At 72.9% G+C, this 20,437-nt stretch carries 19 protein-coding genes; 9 read left to right on the top strand and 10 right to left on the bottom strand.

The window, feature by feature from the left end; translation table 11 throughout:
• The first annotated feature begins 95 nt into the window (after window positions 1-95).
• Complete coding sequence (locus ACFYYW_RS49020) at window positions 96-1,190, top strand: sensor histidine kinase (RefSeq protein WP_387661499.1); 1,095 nt, start codon at window positions 96-98, stop codon at window positions 1,188-1,190.
• Window positions 1,187-1,816 carry a response regulator gene (locus ACFYYW_RS49015; RefSeq protein WP_387661496.1) on the top strand — a complete coding sequence of 210 codons (630 nt, stop codon included), beginning with the start codon at window positions 1,187-1,189 and terminating at the stop codon, window positions 1,814-1,816. The genes ACFYYW_RS49020 and ACFYYW_RS49015 overlap by 4 nt, the downstream gene beginning before the upstream one ends.
• Before the next feature lie 21 nt (window positions 1,817-1,837).
• Here ACFYYW_RS49015 and ACFYYW_RS49010 read toward each other — a convergent pair whose 3' ends face one another.
• From ACFYYW_RS49010 to ACFYYW_RS49000, 3 genes are read right to left on the bottom strand one after another with little or no spacing between them, the layout of a single operon-like run.
• Window positions 1,838-2,314 carry a hypothetical protein gene (locus ACFYYW_RS49010; protein WP_387661493.1) on the bottom strand — a complete coding sequence of 159 codons (477 nt, stop codon included), beginning with the start codon at window positions 2,312-2,314 and terminating at the stop codon, window positions 1,838-1,840.
• Window positions 2,311-3,831 (bottom strand): ATP-binding protein, encoded by a 1,521-nt coding sequence (locus ACFYYW_RS49005; RefSeq protein WP_387661490.1) that lies wholly within the window; start codon window positions 3,829-3,831, stop codon window positions 2,311-2,313. The genes ACFYYW_RS49010 and ACFYYW_RS49005 overlap by 4 nt, the downstream gene beginning before the upstream one ends.
• 8 nt (window positions 3,832-3,839) lie before the next feature.
• On the bottom strand, window positions 3,840-4,514 hold the full coding sequence (locus ACFYYW_RS49000) for a response regulator transcription factor (protein WP_358302179.1): 675 nt from the start codon (window positions 4,512-4,514) through the stop codon (window positions 3,840-3,842).
• 192 nt (window positions 4,515-4,706) lie between these two features.
• On the opposite strand from ACFYYW_RS49000, the gene vanY-N reads away from it, so the two are divergent.
• Window positions 4,707-5,279, top strand: coding sequence for a D,D-peptidase/D,D-carboxypeptidase VanY-N (gene vanY-N, locus ACFYYW_RS48995; RefSeq protein ID WP_364420528.1), 573 nt, complete (start codon window positions 4,707-4,709; stop codon window positions 5,277-5,279).
• 137 nt (window positions 5,280-5,416) lie between these two features.
• Here vanY-N and ACFYYW_RS48990 read toward each other — a convergent pair whose 3' ends face one another.
• On the bottom strand, window positions 5,417-6,244 hold the full coding sequence (locus tag ACFYYW_RS48990; protein ID WP_387661486.1) for an alpha/beta fold hydrolase: 828 nt from the start codon (window positions 6,242-6,244) through the stop codon (window positions 5,417-5,419).
• A 135-nt stretch (window positions 6,245-6,379) separates the two neighbouring features.
• Here ACFYYW_RS48990 and ACFYYW_RS48985 point away from each other — a divergent pair, with 135 nt between their 5' ends.
• Both ACFYYW_RS48985 and ACFYYW_RS48980 read left to right on the top strand, forming a co-directional pair.
• Entirely contained in the window at window positions 6,380-9,631 is a 3,252-nt protein-coding gene (locus ACFYYW_RS48985; protein WP_387661483.1) for a BTAD domain-containing putative transcriptional regulator, read from the top strand.
• Between the two features lie 33 nt (window positions 9,632-9,664).
• Window positions 9,665-10,636 carry an ArsR family transcriptional regulator gene (locus tag ACFYYW_RS48980; protein ID WP_387661480.1) on the top strand — a complete coding sequence of 324 codons (972 nt, stop codon included), beginning with the start codon at window positions 9,665-9,667 and terminating at the stop codon, window positions 10,634-10,636.
• A 209-nt stretch (window positions 10,637-10,845) separates the two neighbouring features.
• Here ACFYYW_RS48980 and ACFYYW_RS48975 read toward each other — a convergent pair whose 3' ends face one another.
• Window positions 10,846-11,271: a spore-associated protein A gene (locus ACFYYW_RS48975; protein WP_387661477.1), complete on the bottom strand. Its 426-nt coding sequence runs from the start codon at window positions 11,269-11,271 to the stop codon at window positions 10,846-10,848.
• 146 nt (window positions 11,272-11,417) lie between these two features.
• Here ACFYYW_RS48975 and ACFYYW_RS48970 point away from each other — a divergent pair, with 146 nt between their 5' ends.
• Window positions 11,418-12,935: an FAD-dependent monooxygenase gene (locus tag ACFYYW_RS48970; protein WP_387661474.1), complete on the top strand. Its 1,518-nt coding sequence runs from the start codon at window positions 11,418-11,420 to the stop codon at window positions 12,933-12,935.
• Window positions 12,905-13,504: a TetR/AcrR family transcriptional regulator gene (locus ACFYYW_RS48965; protein ID WP_387661471.1), complete on the top strand. Its 600-nt coding sequence runs from the start codon at window positions 12,905-12,907 to the stop codon at window positions 13,502-13,504. The genes ACFYYW_RS48970 and ACFYYW_RS48965 overlap by 31 nt, the downstream gene beginning before the upstream one ends.
• A gap of 24 nt (window positions 13,505-13,528) precedes the next feature.
• On the opposite strand, the gene ACFYYW_RS48960 is transcribed toward ACFYYW_RS48965, so the two are convergent.
• From ACFYYW_RS48960 to ACFYYW_RS48940, 5 genes are all read right to left on the bottom strand, one after another.
• Window positions 13,529-14,980, bottom strand: a complete 1,452-nt coding sequence (locus ACFYYW_RS48960; protein WP_387661468.1) for a serine hydrolase domain-containing protein — start codon at window positions 14,978-14,980, stop codon at window positions 13,529-13,531.
• Between the two features lie 110 nt (window positions 14,981-15,090).
• Window positions 15,091-15,753 (bottom strand): response regulator, encoded by a 663-nt coding sequence (locus tag ACFYYW_RS48955; RefSeq protein ID WP_387661465.1) that lies wholly within the window; start codon window positions 15,751-15,753, stop codon window positions 15,091-15,093.
• Window positions 15,750-16,919: a sensor histidine kinase gene (locus tag ACFYYW_RS48950; RefSeq protein ID WP_387661462.1), complete on the bottom strand. Its 1,170-nt coding sequence runs from the start codon at window positions 16,917-16,919 to the stop codon at window positions 15,750-15,752. Before ACFYYW_RS48950 ends, ACFYYW_RS48955 begins: the two co-directional genes overlap by 4 nt.
• Before the next feature lie 287 nt (window positions 16,920-17,206).
• Window positions 17,207-18,238, bottom strand: coding sequence for a hypothetical protein (locus ACFYYW_RS48945; protein WP_387661459.1), 1,032 nt, complete (start codon window positions 18,236-18,238; stop codon window positions 17,207-17,209).
• Window positions 18,235-18,714 carry a SigE family RNA polymerase sigma factor gene (locus tag ACFYYW_RS48940; protein WP_387661456.1) on the bottom strand — a complete coding sequence of 160 codons (480 nt, stop codon included), beginning with the start codon at window positions 18,712-18,714 and terminating at the stop codon, window positions 18,235-18,237. The genes ACFYYW_RS48945 and ACFYYW_RS48940 overlap by 4 nt, the downstream gene beginning before the upstream one ends.
• Window positions 18,715-18,797: 83 nt before the next feature.
• Between ACFYYW_RS48940 and ACFYYW_RS48935 the strand changes: the two genes are divergently transcribed.
• Window positions 18,798-19,682 carry a hypothetical protein gene (locus ACFYYW_RS48935; RefSeq protein ID WP_387661453.1) on the top strand — a complete coding sequence of 295 codons (885 nt, stop codon included), beginning with the start codon at window positions 18,798-18,800 and terminating at the stop codon, window positions 19,680-19,682.
• A gap of 506 nt (window positions 19,683-20,188) precedes the next feature.
• The coding region (locus tag ACFYYW_RS48930; protein WP_387661450.1) for a hypothetical protein at window positions 20,189-20,437 on the top strand (249 nt) is incomplete at its 3' end.

Raw genomic sequence — 20,437 nt, 5'->3', positions numbered from 1 at the left:
CGGTGAGGTCTCCACGCGCCATGTTCGATGGCCTACCAGGGCGACCGGCCATACCGCAGGCAATCCCTCTGATCTCAACTCCGTACAGTCCCTAGGTGTGGGAGAACGTCCGCCGGCTGCTGTCGGCGGACGATCCTGAGACGGGGCGGCTGATCCGCTACGTGATCACGCTGCTGCTCGTCCTGACCCTGGCCACGGCGACGCCCGCCACCAAGCCCGTCCTGGTGTGGACGGCGCTGGGCGGGTCGCTCGCCTGCTGGCTGGGGTTCGTCGTGCTCGACCGGCGCGCCCACCGGGTGGCCCTCACCCTGCTGGCCGCCGGGACGGTCCTGGCGGCGGTGACCGTCGGGCCCGGCGACACCGAAGGGGTGATCTTCCTCTTCGCCGAGCTGATGCTGTTCGCGGCGCACCTGACGCCGCCCGTCTGGGTGATCCTCGGCGTCGCGGCGGTGGACCTGGCGCTCATGGCCGGCGGCATGGCGCTGCTCGGGCGGACCCCCGCCTCGACCGCGGCGCTGGCCGCCGTGCTGGTGAGCGCGCTGATGTTCGCGCTGCACCGGCGCCAGTACCGGCAGGGCAGCCTCGACCGGGCCAGGGCGGTCGCGCTCGACGAGCGCGCCAGGATCGCCCGCGAACTGCACGACGTGCTGGCCCACTCCCTCGGCGCGCTCCGCGTCCAGCTGGAGGTGGCCGACGTGCTGCTCACCGACAAGGGCGACGTGCAGGGCGCCGCGGAGCGGGTCAGGCGCTCGCTGCGGCTGGCCACCGACGGCCTGATCGAGGCCCGCGCGGCCGTGGCCGCCCTCCGCGAGGACGTCCCGCCGCTGCCCGAGGCCCTGTCGACGCTGGCCGACGCGCACCGCCGCGACCACTGCGCCGACCTCTCGATGCGCACCGCCGGCGTCTCCCGCCCGGTCGCCCCCGCGGTCGAGGTGGGCTTGCTGCGTACGGCACGCGAAGCGCTCACCAACGCCGCCAGGCACGCCCCGGGCGCCCCGGTCTCGCTGACCCTCGCCTACACCGCCACCATGGTCACCCTGACCGTCCGCAACCCGCTCGGCGCGCCGCAGGCGGGCCCGCCAGGGCACGGCCTGACGGGCATGCGGGAGCGGCTGGCCCTGATCGGCGGGACCCTCGACGCGGGCCCGGACGGCGACGACTGGCTGGTGCGAGCGGAGGTGCCCGGATGAGGGTGGTGGTGGTCGACGACCAGCAGATCATGCGCGAGGGCCTGGTGGCGCTCATCTCGCTGATGGACGGCGCCGAGGTGGTGGGCGAGGCCGCCAACGGCGAGGAGGCGCTGCCCCTGGTCGCGGCCGAACGCCCGGACGTCGTGCTGATGGACCTGCGCATGCCGGTCATGGACGGCGTGGAGGCGACCCGGCGCATCACCCGCGACCACCCGGACGTCGCCGTGCTGGTGCTCACCACCTACGACGACGACCGATCGATCACCTCGGCGCTGCTGGCGGGGGCCCGCGGCTACCTCACCAAGGACGCGGGCCGGGCCGAGATCGCCGCGGCGCTGCGCTCGGCCGCCTCGGGCCAGTCGACGTTCGCCGAGCCGGTCTCCAGGCGGCTGGTCCAGGCGCTGGCGCGGCAGGGGCCCGAGCCGGTCACGCACCTGCCGGACGGGCTCACGGCCAGGGAGGTGGAGGTGCTGCGGCTGATCGCCAGGGGGCTGAACAACGGCGAGATCGCGGCCACCCTGGTCATCGCCGAGACGACGGTGAAGACGCACATCAACAACGCCTTCGCCAAGATCGGCGTCCGCAACAGGACAGAGGCGGCGAACTACGTCCGCGACAGCCTCTGAGGAGGTCCCGGACGCCGGCGGTCAGGCCGGGCAGTCGCGGGGGTCCACGCCCGTCCGCGCCCCGGCGACGGCGATGCGGGCAGGGCTGTCCGGCAACGCGGCGGCCGTGCACACGATCTGCTGCACGGCCAGGGAGGACAGATCACCGCCCGGAGCCGACGGGGTCAGCACCATGCGGCCGCGCGCCTTGACGGTCACCACGAACGGCTCGGCTTCCGGCGGCACCTCGGTGCTGAGCCCGAACGCCCGCTCCTCCGCCGTGGGCCCGGCCGCCAGCAGCGCGAGCCGCTCGGTCAGGAACAGCGGACGGGCGCTCGGCCGGGTCACGGCGCTGAGCCGCCCGTCCTTCACCAGGTAGAGCACGATCGTCGTGGTCAGCGCGACGGACCCCCGCGGCGGCTCGCCGGCGGAGATGGCGTCGCTGGGCCGCACGCCGCAGCCCGCGACCAGCGCTACCAGGCAGGCGGCGAGCGCGCGGCGGGGGAGTGCGGCCCTCACCCGGCTGCCCCGTCCTGCTCGGGGGCCCTGCGTGGCAGGCGCAGCGTGAAGAGCGCGCCGCCGTCCGGGGCGTTGACGACGGTGAGGTCGCCCCGGTGCAGGCGCGCGTTCTCCAGCGCGATGGCCAGGCCCAGGCCGCTGCCCTCGGATCTGGCCCGGGCCGCGCTGGCCTTGTAGAATCGGTCGAACGCGTGCGGCAGCACCGCCTCGTCCAGGCCCGGCCCGTGGTCGCGGACCTCGACGGTGATCCAGTGCGGGTCGGCGGACAACCGCACCGACACCGGCGGCTCGCCGTGCCGCAGGGCGTTGCCTACCAGGTTGGCGAGGATGACGTCCACGCGGCGCGGGTCCAGCCTCGCCGTCAGCGAGGGGGGCAGCTCGGTGCGCACCGCGTCCGTCCAGCCCCGGACGCGCAGGGTCGCGGGGACCAGCTCGGCCACGTCCACCTCGTTCAGCGACAGCGCGGCGACGCCGGAGTCGAACCTGCTGATCTCGATGAGGTCGTTCACCAGCGCGGTGAGGTTGAGCGTCTCCTGGCTGACCAGCTTGGCCGCCCGGCCGGCGGGCTCGGGCAGCTCGGCCGCCTCGTCGTCGAGGACCTCGGCGACGGCGGCGAGCGCGGCCAGGGGGGTGCGCAGCTCGTGCGAGACGTCGGCCACGAACCGGCGGGCGTCGGCCTCCATCTCACGCAGCTGCATGACGTGCCGTTCCAGCTCCGCGGCGGTGTCGTTGAAGGTCCGCGCCACGTCGGCCAGCTCGTCGGAGCCGCGCACCTCGACCCTGGTCCGCAGCTCGCCCTGGCCCAGCAGGCGGGCCGCCCGGCCGAGTTCGCGCACCGGGCGCAGCACGCTGCGGGTCGCCAGCAACGCCACGATGACCGCGAACGCCATGGCCGCCGCGCCGCTCAGCCAGGCGCGGGTGGCGAGCCAGTCGATGCTGTCCTGTTCGGGAAGCAGGCTGCGGGTGGTGTAGACCTCGATGCCGGACACCCGCCACCGGTCGCCCTCGGCGATCAGCAACGGCGCGCCGATGATCAGGAAGGGCCTGCCTCGCCGCACGACCCGTTGCCAGGCCATCTCGCCTTCGGCCACCTTACGCCGCAGGCTCACGGAGAGGGTCTGGGGCCTGAGGTCCTCGGGCTCCAGGGACGGCTCGTGCCCCTCGCCCCTCCCGCCGCCCGGCGGCTGGTTGCCCATCAGGCCCGGCGGCGGCCCGGACGGCGGGCCCGCCTGGGCGTACAGCTCGCGGTAGACGGCGATCGCGTAGTTGTTCCGTTCGGCCATGGTGGCGGCGATCCTGCCGAGCTCCGTCCGGTCCGGAGCCGGGGTGCGCAACGGGAAGAGCGCCTCCATGCGTGCTCTCGTCGCCTGCAGCGCGGCATCCTGGGCCCGCTGCAGGATGTCGGTGCGGGCCTGGACGTAGAGCGCGCCGGTCACCGCCGCCGTGGTGACCACGCACAGCAGCGCGAACGCGAACAACAGCCGGGCGCGCAGCCCCAGGTTCGGCCCGGACGTCACCGCCGGGCTCACACCGGCCCGAACCGGTAACCGAACCCCCGCACCGTCTGCACGTAGACGGGGGAGGCCGAGTCGTCCTCGATCTTGGCGCGCAGCCGCTGCACGCAGGCGTCCACCAGCCGCGAGTCGCCGAAGTACCCGTGCTCCCACACCGAGTCCAGCAGTTGCTGGCGGCTGTGCACCCGGCCCGGCGTGCCGGAGAGCTCCAGCAGCAGGCGCAGCTCGGCCGGGGTGAGCCCGATCGGGGCGCCGCGCTTGGTGACCACCAGCCCGGCCCGATCGATGGTCAGCTCACCGTGCCGCTCCAGTTCCGCCTGGTCGCGGCCGATCCGCCGGAGCACGGCGCGGATGCGCGCTTCGAGCACCCTGGGCTGCACCGGTTTGACCACGTAGTCGTCGGCGCCCGCCTCCAGCCCCGCCACCACGTCGATGTCGTCGCCGCGGGCGGTCAGCATGATGATCGGCACCTCGCCGATGGCCCGGATGCGGCGGCAGACCTCGAACCCGTTCATGCCGGGCAACATCAGATCGAGCACGACGACGTCGGGACGGTCGGCGCGCAGCCGTTCCAGCCCCTCCTCGCCGGACTCCACGGCGCCCACCCGATGCCCGTGGCGGGTCAGGGCCAGTTCAAGGCCCTCCCGCACGGCCGGGTCATCCTCGATCAACAACACTCGCGACACGCCGCCGAGTACCACAGCACGCTCCGTAAGCTCGCTCGCCGGTCAACTCCGTCCACTGTGGGCCGGGCATGTCCCCGTCTGGTCAGCGCCCTGTCATCGTTGTGTCACGGTGGTGCCGGGCGTGGTGGCCGTCGACAAACGGTGACATTCGGCAGACGACCTACTCACATTCGGCGCCAATCGTAGTTCGTCATGAACGAACCACGCACCATCCCAGCTCGGCCCCGAGATCGGCTGTTCGCCGTGGTGACGCTGGTGCTCGCGGTGCTCCTGCTGCCGGCGGCGCTCGTCCGCCGCCCCGGCCGGGCCCGCGAGCTGGCCTGCCAGTGGGCGTTACGGATGCGGTTCCCCGCCGAGGACCTCACCGGGCTCACCGACGGCGCCCTGGCGGCGTTCACCGCGGCACGCACCGAGGCGCTCTGGCGTCACGGCCAGCTCCTCGGCCTGACTTCCGGATACCGGGATCCACTCGTGCAGCTCCGGATGTTCGACGAGGAGGTGCGCCGCACCGGTTCCCCGGCCCTGGCGCGCATGCTGGTCCTGCCGCCGACGGAGTCCAACCACGTCAGGGGCATCGCCCTGGACGTGCGTCCGCACGAGGGCGCGCGCTGGCTGGAGGAGCACGGCGCCCGCTACGACCTCTACCGCATGTTCGACAACGAGTGGTGGCACTTCGAGCACCACCCGGAGTACGGCGGCACACCCCCGCGCCGACGGCCCCACCCCGGGGTGGGGCACGCAGCAGAGAACTGGCACCAGATGTGATCTACAATGTAAAGGCGCTGGGCTGGTTCACAAACAGGAGTCCTTCAAAGGCACGGGCTTCGCCCGTACTCATCGACGAAAACGCCGCGTGATTCGCCCGGAAGACGGCCGCGGCCCGCTTGTTCGTGCTCTGCGCATCAGGCGCTACGGGTGGTCGGCGGCCTCGTTGCTGTGAAGCTCAGCAGCAGTTCGCCGACCGTGTCGGGTGCTTCCAGCATGGGCAGGTGCCCGACGCCGGGCAGCAGTTCGACGCGGGCGTCGGGCACCGTGTCGTACCGGTGTGCCGAGGACGGCTGCCAGCGGGGGTCGGCGGCGCCGAAGATCACCTGTACGGGGATCTGGAGGGCGGTCAGGCGTTCGGGCACGCTTCGTTCGGCGATGTAGGCGGTGTTCTGGCGCAGCACCGTCCGCATCGTGCGGTAGGTGATGCCCTGTACGTCGGCGACGACGTCGTCCGGGAGGTTCACCGGGCGGACGGCCGTGGCGCTGATTCCCTTGCGGATCATCGCCGCCGAACGTCTCGGCCAGATGAGCGGGCCCAATGGCGGGGCCAGCAGCGCCCGAAGGATGAACGGCTGCCGGAGGAGTGCGTCCGGGCTCGGGCCGCTGCTGATCAATGAGAGCGAGGCGACGAGGTCGGGGCGTTGCTCGGCGAGGGCGGTGGCGACGTAGCCGCCGCTGGAGTGGCCGGCCACGGCGACGTGGCGAAGCCCGTGGTCGTCGAGCAGGGCGGCCATCTGGTCCGCCTGGGCGGGCACGTCGTACGACGGCGGGGGCGGGGACTGGCCGCAGCCTGGCAGGTCGATCCGGATGACGTGGTGGTGGCGGGCGAGCGCCGGGACCACTGGGGTCCAGAAGCCGCCGGAGGCCCCTGATCCGTGGATGAGCAGCAATGGCGGTGCCTGTCGTGGGCCGTCGTGGACCACGTGTATGCGTTGCGGGTGCTCTGTGTCGTTTTCGCTCATGGGGAGACTGTGCAGGGGCGGCCGGCCGGTGGTCTTGGACGAATGTTCCCGTGGTTGGCGCCTGTGGTTCGGTCTGTTCGTGGGGGTGGAAGGGTTTGGGGGTCTTTTGGGACGTCCGCATACGATGTCCAGATCATGGTTTTTATCCGGGTTTTGGGTGCTCTTGCGGCCGAGGTTGACGGCGAGGCGGTGCCGCTGGGCGGGCCGCGGCAGCGGGGTGTGCTGGCGTTGCTGGTGGCGGCGCGGGGGCGGGTCGTGCCGGTCGACCGGATGATCGAGGATCTGTGGCGTGGGGAGCCGCCTGCTCGGGCGTTGTTGTCGTTGCAGGCGTACGTGTCCAATTTGCGGCGGTTGCTGGAGCCGGGGCGTCCGCCGCGCACGCCGGCCCGGTTGCTGGTGAGCGCGGCGCCGGGGTATGCGTTGCGGTTGCCGTCGGGGGCGGTGGACGCGTGGCGGTTCGAGGAGCTGCTGGGCCGGGCGCGTGCGGACGTCGATGGGCGTGCCGCGCGGGCTCTGCTCGGTGAGGCGCTGGGGTTGTGGCAGGGGCCGGCGTTCGCCGAGGTCGCGGACGAGCCGTGGGCCGCGGCCGAGACGGCGCGGCTGGACGAGCTGCGTTCGGTGGCTGCCGAGCTGCATGTGGCGGCGGGGCTGCGTGTCGGTGATCCCGCTGTGGTGGTTGCCGAGGCCGAGCGGCTCACCCGCGAGGAGCCTCTTCGTGAGGAGGGGTGGCGGTTGCACGCCTTGGCGTTGTGGAGCAGTGGCCGTCAGGCGGATGCGCTGGCGACGCTGCGTCGTGCGCGTGGTGTTCTCGCCGAGGAGCTGGGGCTTGATCCCGGTCCTGAGCTGGTGGAGCTGGAGGAGGCGATTCTCACCCGGCGGATGGATGTCCTGCGCGCGGCTGTGCCTGTGCCGGCCGTCCCGCCTGTGCCGCCTGTGCCGACAGCCCCGTTGCCGCAGGTGGCTGCTGCCGGGGGAGCGGATCCGGTTGTCGGGGCGTCGTTCGTCGGACGTGAGGCGCAGCTGTCGGCGCTGCTCGCGGTCGCCGCCGAGGCCGCGGCCGGCGGCGCCCGTGTCGCTCTTGTCACCGGCGAGGCGGGGCTCGGCAAGTCGACGTTGCTGGATCATTTCGGCAGGCGGCTCGAGCGTGAGGGGTGGTTGGTGGCCGTCGGCCGTTGCTCCGAGGTCGACGGTGCGCCGCCGGCGTGGGCCTGGACGGAGGTGCTGGGGGCCGTCGCCGCGTCGGCGTCTCCGGGGGAGTTCGCGCGCGATCTGGCGCCGCTGCTGGCCGATGCCGGGCCGGGGGACGCCGACGCCACCGCTGGGCGGTTCCGGCTGCGGCGGGCCGTGTGGGAGTGGCTTGCGGTGGTGGCGGCGGAGCGTCCGGTCGCCGTCGTTTTGGACGATCTGCATTGGGCGGATGCCGCCACGCTGGAGCTGCTCGGCGGTTGTCTGGGGCTGCGGGCGCCGATTCTGGTGGTGGGGGCGTACCGTGCGGACGAGGGCGGGCGTCTCGGTGAGGCGCTGGCTTCCCTCGCGCGGGCGGCGCCCCTCCGGGTGGCGTTGCCGGGGTTGGACGAGGAGGCCGTGGCGCGGCTGGTGCGGGCTGAGTGCGAGGCCGATGACGAGACCGTCGCGGGGATCGCGGAGCGTACCGGTGGGAACCCGTTCTATGTGCGGGAGAGTGCTCGGCTGCTGAGTGGTGAGGGTGCGCTGGTGGCGTTGTCGGAGGTTCCCGAGGGGGTTCGGGACGTGCTGCGCCGCCGGCTCGCGCGGTTGCCGGAGGGTGGGGTGTCGGTCCTGCGGCTGGCTGCGGTGGCGGGTCGGGAGAGTTCGGTGGACGTCCTGGTCAAGGCTGCTGACACGGACGAGGACGGGGTGTTGGACGCGTTGGAGGCGGGTGTCATCGCCGGGCTTCTCGACGAGCCTGGTCCGGGCGTCGTCCGTTTTGTGCATGCTCTGGTGAGGGACGCGCTGATCGCGGACCTGAGCAGGTTGCGTGCCACCCGGATGCATGGCCGGATCGCCGCCGCTCTTGAGGGGGGCGATGACGTGGCGGCGTTGGCCCATCATTTTGCGCGCGCGGGTTCGCCGAAGGCGGTCGGGTACTGTGTGCGGGCCGCTGAGCTGGCGGAGGCCCGTTTTGCCCATGATGTGGCGGCTGATCTTCTTGCTGACGCGGTCGCTCTTTCGGCCGGGCCGGAGGAGCGGGTGGAGCTGCTGGGCAGGTTGTTGCGTGCGCAGATCCGGGCGGGGGCCGTGGCTGCGGCCCGTGAGACGCGGCGGGCCGCCGTGGAGTTCGCGGAGTCGTTGGGGCGTGCGGATCTGATGATCGCGGCGTTCGCGGCGTGGACGGAGCCGACTCCTTGGCAGGCTCGTACGTACGGCACGGTGGATCGTCCTGTCGTGGAGCGTCTGAGTGGTCTGTTGGAGCGTGAGCTGGCTCCTGCGGTGCGGTCGCGGCTGTTGTCGGCGTACGCGCAGGAGCTGGTCGGTGAGGATGATCCGAGTGTTGTGGAGGCGGCTCGGGAGGCGCTCGATCTGGCCACGGAGCCGCGGTTGCGGGCGGCGGCGCTGGAGATTCTGGCCGAGGTCCTGGGTGATGCGGGGTTGTGCCGGGAGTTGGTGGAGATCGGGGTTGAGCATGATCTGCCGGTCTATCGTGTCTCCGGGTTGCTCAATCATGCGGGTGTCGCCGCTGCGGCCAATGATCCTGTGACGATGCGCCGGGTGATCGGGGAGGCTCTGGAGCTTGCGCGTGCGTATCGGATGCGTGAGGCGATCGCCGTCGCGGAGATCACGTTGGCGGGGCTGGCGCTCATCGAGGGCCGGTTCGCCGATGCCGAGGCTCTGTATGTGGAGGCCGGTGAGGGCATGCGGCGTATCGGGTCGGTGCATGCGACGGGTTTTCTCGAGCTGGCTCTGGCGACGATCTGGGTGAACGAGGGCACGCTGGGTGGGCGTCTGGAGGAGGTGCGTGCTCTGCACGCGGTGCTGGGTTCCATGGTGTCGGATCTGCTGGCGCTCGCGCTTCACGCCAATGGGCTGGATGCCGAGGCGCGGGAGGTCCGCACGCCACCTGGCCCGATTCGTCGGGATTTCTTCTTCACGTTCCTTGCCACGTTGCGCGCGATGGCCGTCATGGCCTTGGATGACCGGGACGGCGCCGAGGAGATCTACGAGGTGCTGCTTCCGTACCGCGACGGCCCTCCGGCGGGTGCGGAGAGCCTGTCGATGGCGTTGCGTCCGGTGGCCCACACCTTGGGTGAGCTGGCCGTCTTCCTGGGGCGTGCCGAGGCCGCGGCCCACTTCGCCCTGGCCGCCACCGTCGCCGACCGGTGGAACGCTCCTCACTGGGCCGCCGAGGCCCGGTCGCGTGCGACCGCCTAGCGCGCGCGATCTCGGCGTGGTCGAATCCGCGTCATGATCCGTGTGCATTTCTCCGACGCCGACCTGCGCAAGATCACCTTCGCCCCGGGTCCCAACGCCCTGTGGGAGACGGTGCTGAGCGTGCGCCTGCTGCTGGGCGCGCCGGCGAGCAGGAGCTGGACGCGCCCCGGAGTGCGCCGGTTGTTCCGGCAGGTGGGCGGGAGTCTGGCCGAGCGGGCGGGGGTGCTGGCGCCCCTGGTTCCGCCGCGGAGTTCGGTGCCGGCGTTCCTGCTCCAGCCGGACGCCGGTGACTTCGCCGCCGGCGTCGAGCTGGCCAGTCAGACGCCGAGCTCCTACCTGGCGGCCGATCTGGGCGCGTTGTCGCCCGCCCAGCGGGCGGGGCGCTGGGCGCGGGAACTGGCCGGCGGCAGCCGCGGGGCGCGCCAGACCCTCGCCGACGACCTGCGCGGCTTCTTCGGCTCGTCGGTGGAGCCCTTGTGGTCGCAGATCCAGACGGAGGCCGGCGCCGACCGTGCGCTGCGCGCGGAGACCCTGCTGCGGGGCGGGGTGGACGCCCTGCTGGCCACGCTGCATCCCGGGTGCCGTTGGCGGCCGCCGACCCTGCACATCCCGGTTGACGGCGATCACGACGTCGCGCTGTGCGGGCGGGGGCTGCTGTTGATCCCGTCCTACTTCGCGCCCCGCCCGATGGTGATGTACCGGCCGGACGCGGCCACGGTGCTGGTGTATCCGATCTGCGTCACGGGACGGTCCGCCGGCGCGGACGAGGTGCTGGTGCCCTTGCTGGGCCGTACCCGTGCGGCGGTGCTGGCCGCGTTGCGCAGCCCGGCCACCACCACGTTCGTGGCCGGACGTGTCGGTGTCTCCCTCGGTTCGGCCAGCCAGCACACCGCGGTCCTGCGCAACGCCGGGCTCATCTCGACCGTCCGGACGGGCAGCTCGGTGCTGCACGCCCTGACGCCGCTCGGGCAAGCCCTCCTGAACGGCTCCCCGGACGCCTGGTGACGGCGATGCCGCGGGGCCGGATCGTGGCGGCCTGGTTCGACGTGCGCTCAGCGCCCGCGGTCATGCCTTCGTTCGAGCAGTCGGTGCTCAGTGCGTCGTCGGCGCGGACATCGGTGACGACGCACTGAGCCGTCAGAGCCCGTGGTGCACGCCAGTGCCCTCGCCCCTGGGGTGCGGGCTCTTCACGGCGGGCCCGTCGGTCGGGGGTCTCAGCCGCAGTGCACGTTGTTGAGCTTGACGCTCGTCCACGACGGTGAGATGCCCTCGACGTCGATGCACTGTCCGGCGGCCGAGACGTACACGGGGCCGGCGTAGTACTGGTAGTTTCCGGCGTCGCTGTCCTTGCCGCTGCCGTCGCCCCTGGAGATCACGACGCCCTTCCAGCTCGTGGTGTTGGCGTAGGGGCCGTCGCCGTAGGTGAGTGCGCAGTTCTTGCCGGAGGCGGAGCTGTAGTAGACCTCCAGGATGCCGGTACGGTACCCGTACTTCTCGATGCCGATGTTGTAGACGCCGACCCGGGTGTAGCCGCTGCCGCAGGGTCCGGCCGCGCCGGCCGGGGCGGCGGTGGCCGCCAGCGTGGTGGCGGCGGTCAGGGTCGCGCCGGCCAGGAGGGTCGCCAGCTTGCGTGCTCGCACGAAGATCCTTTCGATTGCCCAATGTTGTGATCTTGACTATCACCGGCTCACTTCTGTCACACGCACTTCGTGATCAATGTGATGGTTCGCACAAATCGTCCCGACAGGATGCCGGACTTAGTAATCGGTACCGTATCGTTTACTAAGTGACTGACACCGTGCTCATCGCGGGCGCCGGCCCCACCGGGCTGGCCCTGGCCGTCCACCTGGCCCTGCACGACATCCCCGTCCGCGTCGTCGACGCCGCCCCCGCCCCCGCCACCACCTCCCGCGCCCTCGGTCTGCAAGCACGCGGCATCGAGGTCCTGGAACGCATCGGCGCGCTCGGCGACCTGCCTCAGCGCTCCCGGCCCTCGCTCAACATGTCCTACAACGAGGGCTCGCGCACCGTGCTGCGCCTCCACGTCGGCCAAGCCGTCGCCGACCAGCCGAAACAGACGCTGCTGATCTCGCAGGCCGAGGTCGAGGGCACGCTGCGGCGACGTCTGGCCGAACTGGGCGGCCAGGTGGAGTGGGACACACGCCTGGTCGCGGCCCGGCAGGACGACACCGGCGTCACCGCCACCGTCGCGACGGCCGACGGCGACCGGCGCCCGATCCACGCCCACTGGCTGATCGGCTGCGACGGCGCGCACAGCACCGTACGCAAACTCGCCGGCATCGGCTTCCCGGGCCGCAAGCTCCTCGAACGCCTGCTGATGGTCGACGTGCGGGCCCGGTGGCCGCTGGACAGCAACGGCAGCACGACCTGGATGGAAGCCGGTCACATGCTGTCGGTCACCGCGCTGCCCGACGACACCTGGCGGGTGTTCACCGAACCACCCTCGCAGCTGCCGGACCAGCTGTCCGAACGCGAGATCGGCGACCGGGTGCTGAGCGAGTTCTCCCGCCGCAGCGGGATCGGCCTCGACACGGTCACCGACGTCCGCTGGGCCTCGGAGTTCCGCATCCACCGCCGGCTGGCCGACGCCTACCGGCGTGGCCGGATCCTGCTGGCCGGCGACGCCGCGCACATCCAGAGCCCCACCGGCGGCCAGGGACAGAACACCGGGCTGGGCGACGCGGAGAACCTGGCCTGGAAGCTGGTGCTGGTCGCCCGCGGTCGCGCCGACCGGCGGCTGCTGGACACCTACGAAGGCGAACGCCGGCCGCTGGCCCGCAAGGTCCTGCGCGCCACCAGCACCGCCGTGGACATCATGCTGCCGAACGCCCCGTGGAAACGCCTGCTGCGCGACAACGTCGTCCTGCCGGTCGTGCGGCTGCCCGCCGTGCAGCGCCGGCTGTGGCTGGCCGCCTCCCAGCTCGGCATCAGCTACCGAGGAGGACCGCTGGCCCCGGCCGAGCACCGGTGGAGACCCGGGCTGCGTCCCGGCGACCGGATGCCCGACCTGACCTGCCGGCGGCCGGACGGCGTCCGCACCACCCTGCACGCCGCCGTCCGCGGACGCTGGGTCGTGCTCGCCGCCGATCAGCTCGTCGCCGCCCGCCACGCCGAGGCGGCCGCGGCGCGACTGGGCGCCGACCTGGTCGGCGCGCTCACCCTGGTGGAGCCCACCTCGTCCGACGTGACGCTGATCCGCCCCGACGGGCACATCGGTTGGCGTGGCCGTCCGGCACCCGACAGACTGACCACATGGCTGAACCAGGTGCTGTGGCCGGCGTAGAACGCCACGGCCGTCCCCGCGACCCGGAGAACGACGCCGCCATCCTGGAGGCGGCGCTGGATCTGTTGATCGAACGCGGCGCGGCGGGCACCAGCATGGAAGCGGTCGCCCAGCGCGCCGGCGTGGCGAAGCTGACCGTCTACCGGCGCTGGCGGGCTAAGGAGGACCTGTTGATGGCCGCCCTGGAGCACGCCCGCGCTCCCGACATCGACGCCGCCCCGGCCGGGCAGTCGATCGACGAACTGGTGCGCTCCGCCGCCGAGCTGCTCAGCCGTCCCCGCTTCCGGGCGCTGATGGCCCGCGTCATCGGCGCCTCGGTCGACTACCCGAAGCTGGTGGCCGCCTACACCGAGCGTTACCTGCGGCCACGGCTGAACGCCGTGGCGCAGGTCGCGCAGCGGGCCGTCGAGGCCGGTCACCTTCCGGCGGGCACCGACCCCGGCGTCGTCCAGGACATCCTGGCCGGCTCGATCGGGTTCGTCCTGCTCCAGCAGGCCGACGACGTGACCGCCGCGCAGATCGAGCACCGGTTGCGGGCGCTGTTGCGCCACATCGGCTACCGGCCCTGACGGCGCCCGGTCGCCGTCCCGTCCCTACACGCCGGTACGTTCCGCCGGGGCGGCGCCGGAGAGCTGGACGGGCTGCCTGCCGTCACGGCGCAGGCACCGCAGGCGGCGGCCGAGGGCGACCGCCCCGAGCACGCAGCAGATGAGGCAGAACAGCGCCAGCAGCGGCAGCAGCCAGGCGGTGACGATCCAGTTCTGGAGACTGAACTCCCCCCACACCAGCGTCGGCAGCGCCGCCCCCAGCACCGTCACCAGGGCGAGGGGAACGAGCCGCAGCACCAGCAGCGGGCGGCGCGCCGCGCGACGCCGCCGAGCCCAGCGGCGCGCCCGCACCACCACCGTGACCAGCAGCGCGGCCATCGCCGCCGTCAGCCCGAGCAGGACCGCGTTGACGACGGTGAGCGGGTTGCTCATCGGCGTCGCGGGCGCGCCGATCCGCTCGGCGAGCAGGTTCACCGAGAGCAGGCCGGGGTCGCCGCCGCTGTTGGTCAGGACGAGGGCGGCCACACCGGTGCCGGGGGAGAAGACCATGTCGCCGGTCCAGGTCGCCAGCGTCCCGCCGTGGCCGACCAGCGACGGCGCGGCGCCCGCCGAGACGGGACGCGACCGCCAGCCCAGGGCGTAGCCGCCGGCTTCGGGCTGGACGGTGTGCAGCTCGGCCAGGGAGGAGGCGCTCAGCAGGCCCGCCCCCGAGGTGCCCTGGTTGAAACGCAGCCACCGCACCATGTCCTCCAGCGTCGAGACCACCCCGCCGTTGCCGACGCAGTTGCCCGGCATCTCCGGCACCGCGACCGCCACCCCGAGCACGACCTCGAACCCGGACGGCAGGCCCGGGACCCGATCGGAACACCCCGGCGTCGTACTGGTCGCGGTCATCCCCAGCGGCGTGAACAGCTCGGCGCGCAGGAAGGCGTCGAAGGGCAGGCCCGACACCGCTTCGACGATCCTGGCCGCGATCGAGTAGTTGGTGTTGTGGTACTCCCAGCGGGTGCCAGGGGCGGCCGCCAGGGTCTTGCCGGCCAGCCCGGCCACCGTCGCCCGCGTGCCGCGCGGAGGGGGGAACACGTACTCGGCGTCGGTGCTGTTCGACAGTCCCGAGGTGTGGCTGAGGAGCTGGCGCACGGTGATGGCGGTGAAGCGGGGATCGGCCATCCTGAAGTCGGGCAGGTACCTGACGACCGGCTCGTCCAGCAGGACACGGTCGCGGTCGGCCAGCAACATGATCGCCGTAGCCGTCATCGACTTGCTCATCGATGCGATCCGGAACCGGGTCCGGGCCGTCACCGCCTCGCCGTTCCCGTCCCGGCCGCGGACGATCGTCTGGACCGACGACCCGTCGATCACGGCCGCCGCGACCCCCGGCGTGCCGAAGACGGAACGGTAGTCGTCGACCAGCCGCTCGCCGGCGGCACGGGCCGGCGCCGTCCAGCCGAGCAGCACGGCAGCCACGACGGCGGCCAGGACGAGCCAGGGGGTCACGCGAGGAAGGCGTGGAGGAGGCAGGAGCACGACGTCGAACCTAGGGCGGCCCCCATCGGCCCGGCATCACCCCAAGGGGTGAGGTCGGCGCCGCCCTGAAGGGTGGAATCTCAGCCGGGCAGATCGTCGCGGCCCACGAGCCCGTTCTCGTAGGCGTGGATCACCGCGTGCACCCGGTCGCGCAGGCCCAGCTTCTGCAGGACGGCCCGCACGTGCGACTTCACCGTGTTCTCGCTCAGCACCAGCTCCGCGCGGATCTCGGCGTTGGACCTGCCGCGGGCCAGCAGGCCGAAGATCTCGACCTCGCGCGGGGTGAGGCCGTCCAGGGCCGCCGTGCGGCGCATCGGCGTCTGCCGCAGGAGGTCGAGGATCGTCGCGGCCACCCCCGGGGCCAGCGCCGCCGTGCCGGACGCGACGTCGCACACCGCCTGGGCCAGGGCGGCGGGCCGCACGTCCTTGGTCAGGTAGCCGCTGGCGCCGGCCCGGACGGCCGCCACGACCAGTTCGTCGTCGTCGAACGTCGTCAGCATGAGCACCCGGGTCGCCGGAGCGATCCGGACGATCTCCGCCGTGGCGGCCACGCCGTCCAGGCGCGGCATGCGGATGTCCATCAGCACCACGTCCAGGCGGTGCCGCCGGACGACCTCGATCGCCTGGCCGCCGTCGGCGACGTCGTGGGTGACCTCGATGCGTTCGTCGGCCGACAGGACCGTGCGCAGCGAGGCCCGCAGCAGCTCCTGATCGTCGACGAGCATGACCTGGATCGCGTTCATGCCCCCTCCTTCGTGGGCAGCCGCGCCCGCAGCACCCATCCGTCGTCCCCGTCGTCGATCGACAGGGTGCCGCCCGCGGTGCGCACCCGTTCCTTGATCCCCAGCAGGCCGGTCCCCTGGCCGGCGGCGCGGCGCGGCGCGGCGCCGCCGTCGTCGCGGACCTCCACCACCAGCTCGGCCGGGCTCCAGCGCAGGCTGACGCTCACCGCGACGGGCGGCTGGAGGTGGCGCAGCGCGTTGGTGACGCCCTCCTGCACGGTCCGGACCGCCGCGACCTCGGCGCTGAGGCTCAGCGGCCGTCGCTCACCCGCCTCCGCCAGCGTCACCGCGTGCAGCGGGCTGGCCGCCGAGGCCACCAGGTCGGGCAGCACGTCGAGCGAGATCGGGACGTGGCCGGGCCGGGATCGGGCGCGCGGCGCGGCGGACGGGCCCAAGGTGGCCAGCATCGCGCGCAGCCCCTGGTGGGCGTCCCGGCCGGTCTCGGCGATGCCGGCGAGTTCGCGCCGGGTCGCCGCGTCGGCCGTCGTCACCGCCGCGGCCTCGATCCGCGCGACCATGACGGTGACCGTGTGGGCGATCACGTCGTGCAGGTCGCGGCGGATGCCGGCCCGTTCGCCGGCGACCGCCGCGGCCAGCCGTCCGGCCTCGGCCCGCCGGGCGGCCTGCTGCCTGCGCCGTACCAGCAGGGCCGCGAGCCACACACCGCCGACCACGAGCATCAGCAGCCCGCCCTCGACCAGGCGGGCCCACACCGGGTCGGCGGGCAGGCGGGCCCATCCCACCAGCTCGGTCAGGACGATCCCGAGCGCCGCGACCGCCAACGCCGGCACCGAGGAGCTGACCGGGACCAGGCCGGTCAGCCGCCACAAGGCGAAGGGGAAGCACACCGCCGAGGGCAGCATGCTCAGCGACCATCCCGGGAAGGGCGTCAGCACCAGGACGAGCATGGCCGCCGCGCCGATCGCGTACCCCGCCCACGGCCGCCGGCCGGCCACCGCCGCTCCGGCATGGAGCAGGACGGCGGCGCCCGCCGCCGCCAGGACCTGCCACCAGGCCGCGCCCAGCTGCCGCGAGCCCACCAGGACGATCACCGTCAGCAGGGCCGGGACCGCGTGCGCCGCCACCGTCGTGGCCGGCCGGGCGCGGCGGCGCTGGGGGGCTGTCACGGTCGGTCGTCGCCTTCCGGTGGGCTCGTGGTGGGGGAGCCGTGCCCGGCTCGACCTGCCACAGGATAGCCAGCGGCGGAGGGGGCCGGGTGACGCGCGCCGGCGTCGAAGGACGGATGACGAGTCTGGACATTCGGCAGATACGCGCGAGCACGCATGGATAGGCTGCCACGACTTGATCACCGACGCGTGCTTCTGCAACGATCTCGGCCCGTCGCAGTCCTCGGGCTGACCCGGGCGCCGGAAGGAGCTGCCTGCCGGCGCCCGGGTCACCCGCGCGGCGACGTTCAGGAGCGCCTGCGGTAGACGGCCACGGCCCAGCGGACCGGGCGGTTGGCGTCCTGGCCCCAGATGCCCGCCCGGACGGTGACGGTGACCCGCCTGCCCTCCGGCACGGCCAGCTCGGTCATCGCCATCGGGTACGGGCCGCTCGTCCACTGGCCGCAGGTGACCGTCCCCTCCTCGCCGCCCTCGACCCGGTAGGTGAACCACATCCGCCTGGCCAGGTCACCGGCGCACAGCGCCTCCAGGCCCATCCTGCCGCCCTCGCCCCGGACCGTGACCGTGGCCGTCCCGTCCTGCGGCCAGAGCCGGTCCGGCGTCGCGCCGGCCAGCTCCCAGCCCGCCGGCCGCTTGGGGAAGGCTCTGAGCGGCCCGGGGTCGACCGGCCGCGCGGGAGGCGTCCATTCGTAGACGGCCAGGCTCCAGACCGCCTTGACGGGCTCCGGGGTCACGCACGGCGCCCCCTTCTCCTGGCGCGTGCACCCCCCGCCCCTGGTGGTCGTGTCGAACGTCACCGTGACCTGGCCGGCCCCCGCGGGCACCGGCAGCGGGACCAGCTCCATGCCCTTCAGGCAGGGGGAGAAGGGCGGGGATGCGCCGGCGGCGCGGCCCGCCACGGAGATCCGCGGCGCCGTGGCGCCGAACGAGCCGTCGCACAGCGCGGCCACGTCCAGCGGCCTGCCGGTGACCGGGATCGTGACCGACGTCCTCCGCGCGCCGTCCGTCCTGAGCGTCGCCGTCGCCAGCCGCCGGTAGCCGGTGCCGTCGTGGGCGGTGAACCGTTGCGGCAGCTCCCGGGCGGGGGCGGAGGCCGAGGTCGCGGGCTCGTGCCGCGTCACGGCGCCTCCGGGCAGCAGGGAGAGCACGGCCGCGCCCGCCGCCACCGTCGCTGCCACCGTCGCTGTGGCGGATGCCAGGACCCTGCGCCGCCAGGTACGCCGCACGCGGCGGCGGACGAGCTCGTGGCGGTCCGGGACCGCGGGCGCGGGGCCCTCGGCCCGCTCCCGCAACATCTCACGCAGGTCCTGCACGCTCATCGGTACTCCTTCACGATCGACTCGTCCACGCGCAGCTTGGCCAGCGCCTTGGCGGTCTGGCTCTTGACCGTGCCGTCATGGCAGCCGAGGATCCTGGCCACCTCCTGCACCGACAGGTCCTCGTAGAACCGCAGCACGATCACCGCGCGCTGCTTGGCGGGCAGCCTTCCCACCGCCTCCCACAGCTCCTCGCGCCCGGACCGCTCGGCGTCGGGCGTGCCCGGGTCGGGCAGCGTGCCGCTCGGCACCTCGCCGCGCCATCGGCGCCGCCACCACGAGGTGCAGGTCGTCACGAGCGCCCGCCGCACGTACGCCTCGGGCTCCTCGATGCGGGGCCAGGCGAACCACGCCTTGGCCAGGCACTCCTGGAGCAGGTCCTCGGCCGTTCCCCAGTCGCGGGTCAGCAGGTACGCCGTCCGCAGTAACCGGTCGGACCGTGAGGCCACGAAGTCGTCGAAGAGCTTCCTGTCTGGCACACACGTACTGACGCGGTGCCGGCGCGGTCAGGTTGCCTCGCCGCGCCGGCCACACCGATCCCGCCTTCTCCTATGATCATCGGGTGCCCTTACCGAGGATCGCGCCGACGCTGCTCGTGCTCACCCTGACGGCCGGATGCGGCGGGCAGGACGCGACGGCGGCCCGGACGCCCGCCGAGGCGGTGGCCCAGCAGGCGAAGGACGGGGCCGGGGTCAAGGTCACCAAGGTCGTCCGGCTGACCTACGGCCAAGCGCCCCGGGCGGCGGGAGACCTGCTCGTGTCGGTCGACATCGGCGAGTACGACGAGAGCCGGACCACCGGAATCCTGCGCCTCGGCACGGCCGCCTCCGACCTGACCACGACCTTCCGCCGGACCAACATCCCCGAAGACCTGAAGCACCTCATCCCGGACGACCTGTCCGGCATGACGACCAGGGCGATCTCCGTCGGCGGCTCCGGCACCTACGAGCAGCGAGCCGACCGCAGGGACGTTCCCGCCGGCAAGAGCTGGCTGCACCACGGCAGCCCCGACTGCGGGATGGCGGCGCGCATGGCCGGGGTACTCGGCGCACGGACGGTCCTGTCACCCGAGGTGCTGAACAAGCTCGCGGCGCCTGCGCCCTCCTCCGGCGGAGTCATCGACGGGGTCGCCACCGTCGTCCATGCCGGAAGCGCCGCGCAGACCGAGTTCAGCATCCCGGCCCCGGGCGACGACCCCGCCATGGCGGCAGTGCTGCGGGAGCAGTACGGCTCGGCACGGGTGTCGTGGCAGTTGTGGGTCGGGCCGGACGGGCTTCCCCGCCGGGTCCGTCTCGTCGCGCCCAACCCCTTGGCCGAGGAGGGCGTGCCCAGGAACAGGGTGACCGAGATCGACTTCACCGACTGGGGCGACGACGTGTCCGTCGAGCCGCCGCCGAAGGACCAGGTCCATGAGAGCGGAAGCTGTCTGGCCCCCGAACCGTACTGAACACCCGGACCGTACCGAACAGCCGGCCCGTGCCGCATGCATCCTGGGCGTGACGTTTCCGTCCGGTGCCGGTTAGACGGGGATCACGGGTGCGCCGACGCACGTTCCGGTCCCGCCGAACAGCGGTGACGCCGCCGCCCTGATCGGGCGTCGCCGAGCCGGTCGCCGCGGGCTGATTCGCCCTTCAGCGGGTCCGGAATGCCGGACTTTCCCTGCCCGATTGTCCGGCATGACGGCCGATTCTGGCACGTGGATGGGTGTGACCAGCGGTAACAGAAATGTCGGTATGCCTACCGATGAACATACGTATTTTCGCGCAGTCAACCAACGCTTAGCGTCTGGCGGCAACAAGGCGAAACGGTTCGCTTGCTGTATCCGTCACCCTTTATCACCCCCCCGACCCCCCTTCACCCCCGCGCCCCAGGACACCCCTGACGGCGTGGTGGCCGGCGCGCGCCCAAAGCGGCAACGGCCCGAAGGGAGCTCGCCGAAAGGAGCACCACAGCGTGAAACGCAAAGCCTTACTCGCGGCGGTCGCCGGCCTGGCCACGGCCGCGACCATGACGCTGCAAGCCTTCCCCGTCAGCGCCGCCCCACCCGGAGCCACCCCCGCACAGGACCCCGGCACCTCCACGGGAAGGGCGGCAGACCCCGCAGCGGTCGCCGCGGCAGTCGCCGACAAGGCCGTCTCCAGCCAGCTCGACAACCTCAGCAGAGGCCCCGACGAGGCCTACAGCCGCCGCAGTGTCACCCCC

This window comes from Nonomuraea sp. NPDC001831, assembly GCF_042892035.1.
In the GTDB taxonomy this organism is placed as follows: Bacteria; Actinomycetota; Actinomycetes; order Streptosporangiales; family Streptosporangiaceae; genus Nonomuraea.
This window is presented reverse-complemented; position numbering and strand designations above follow the sequence as displayed.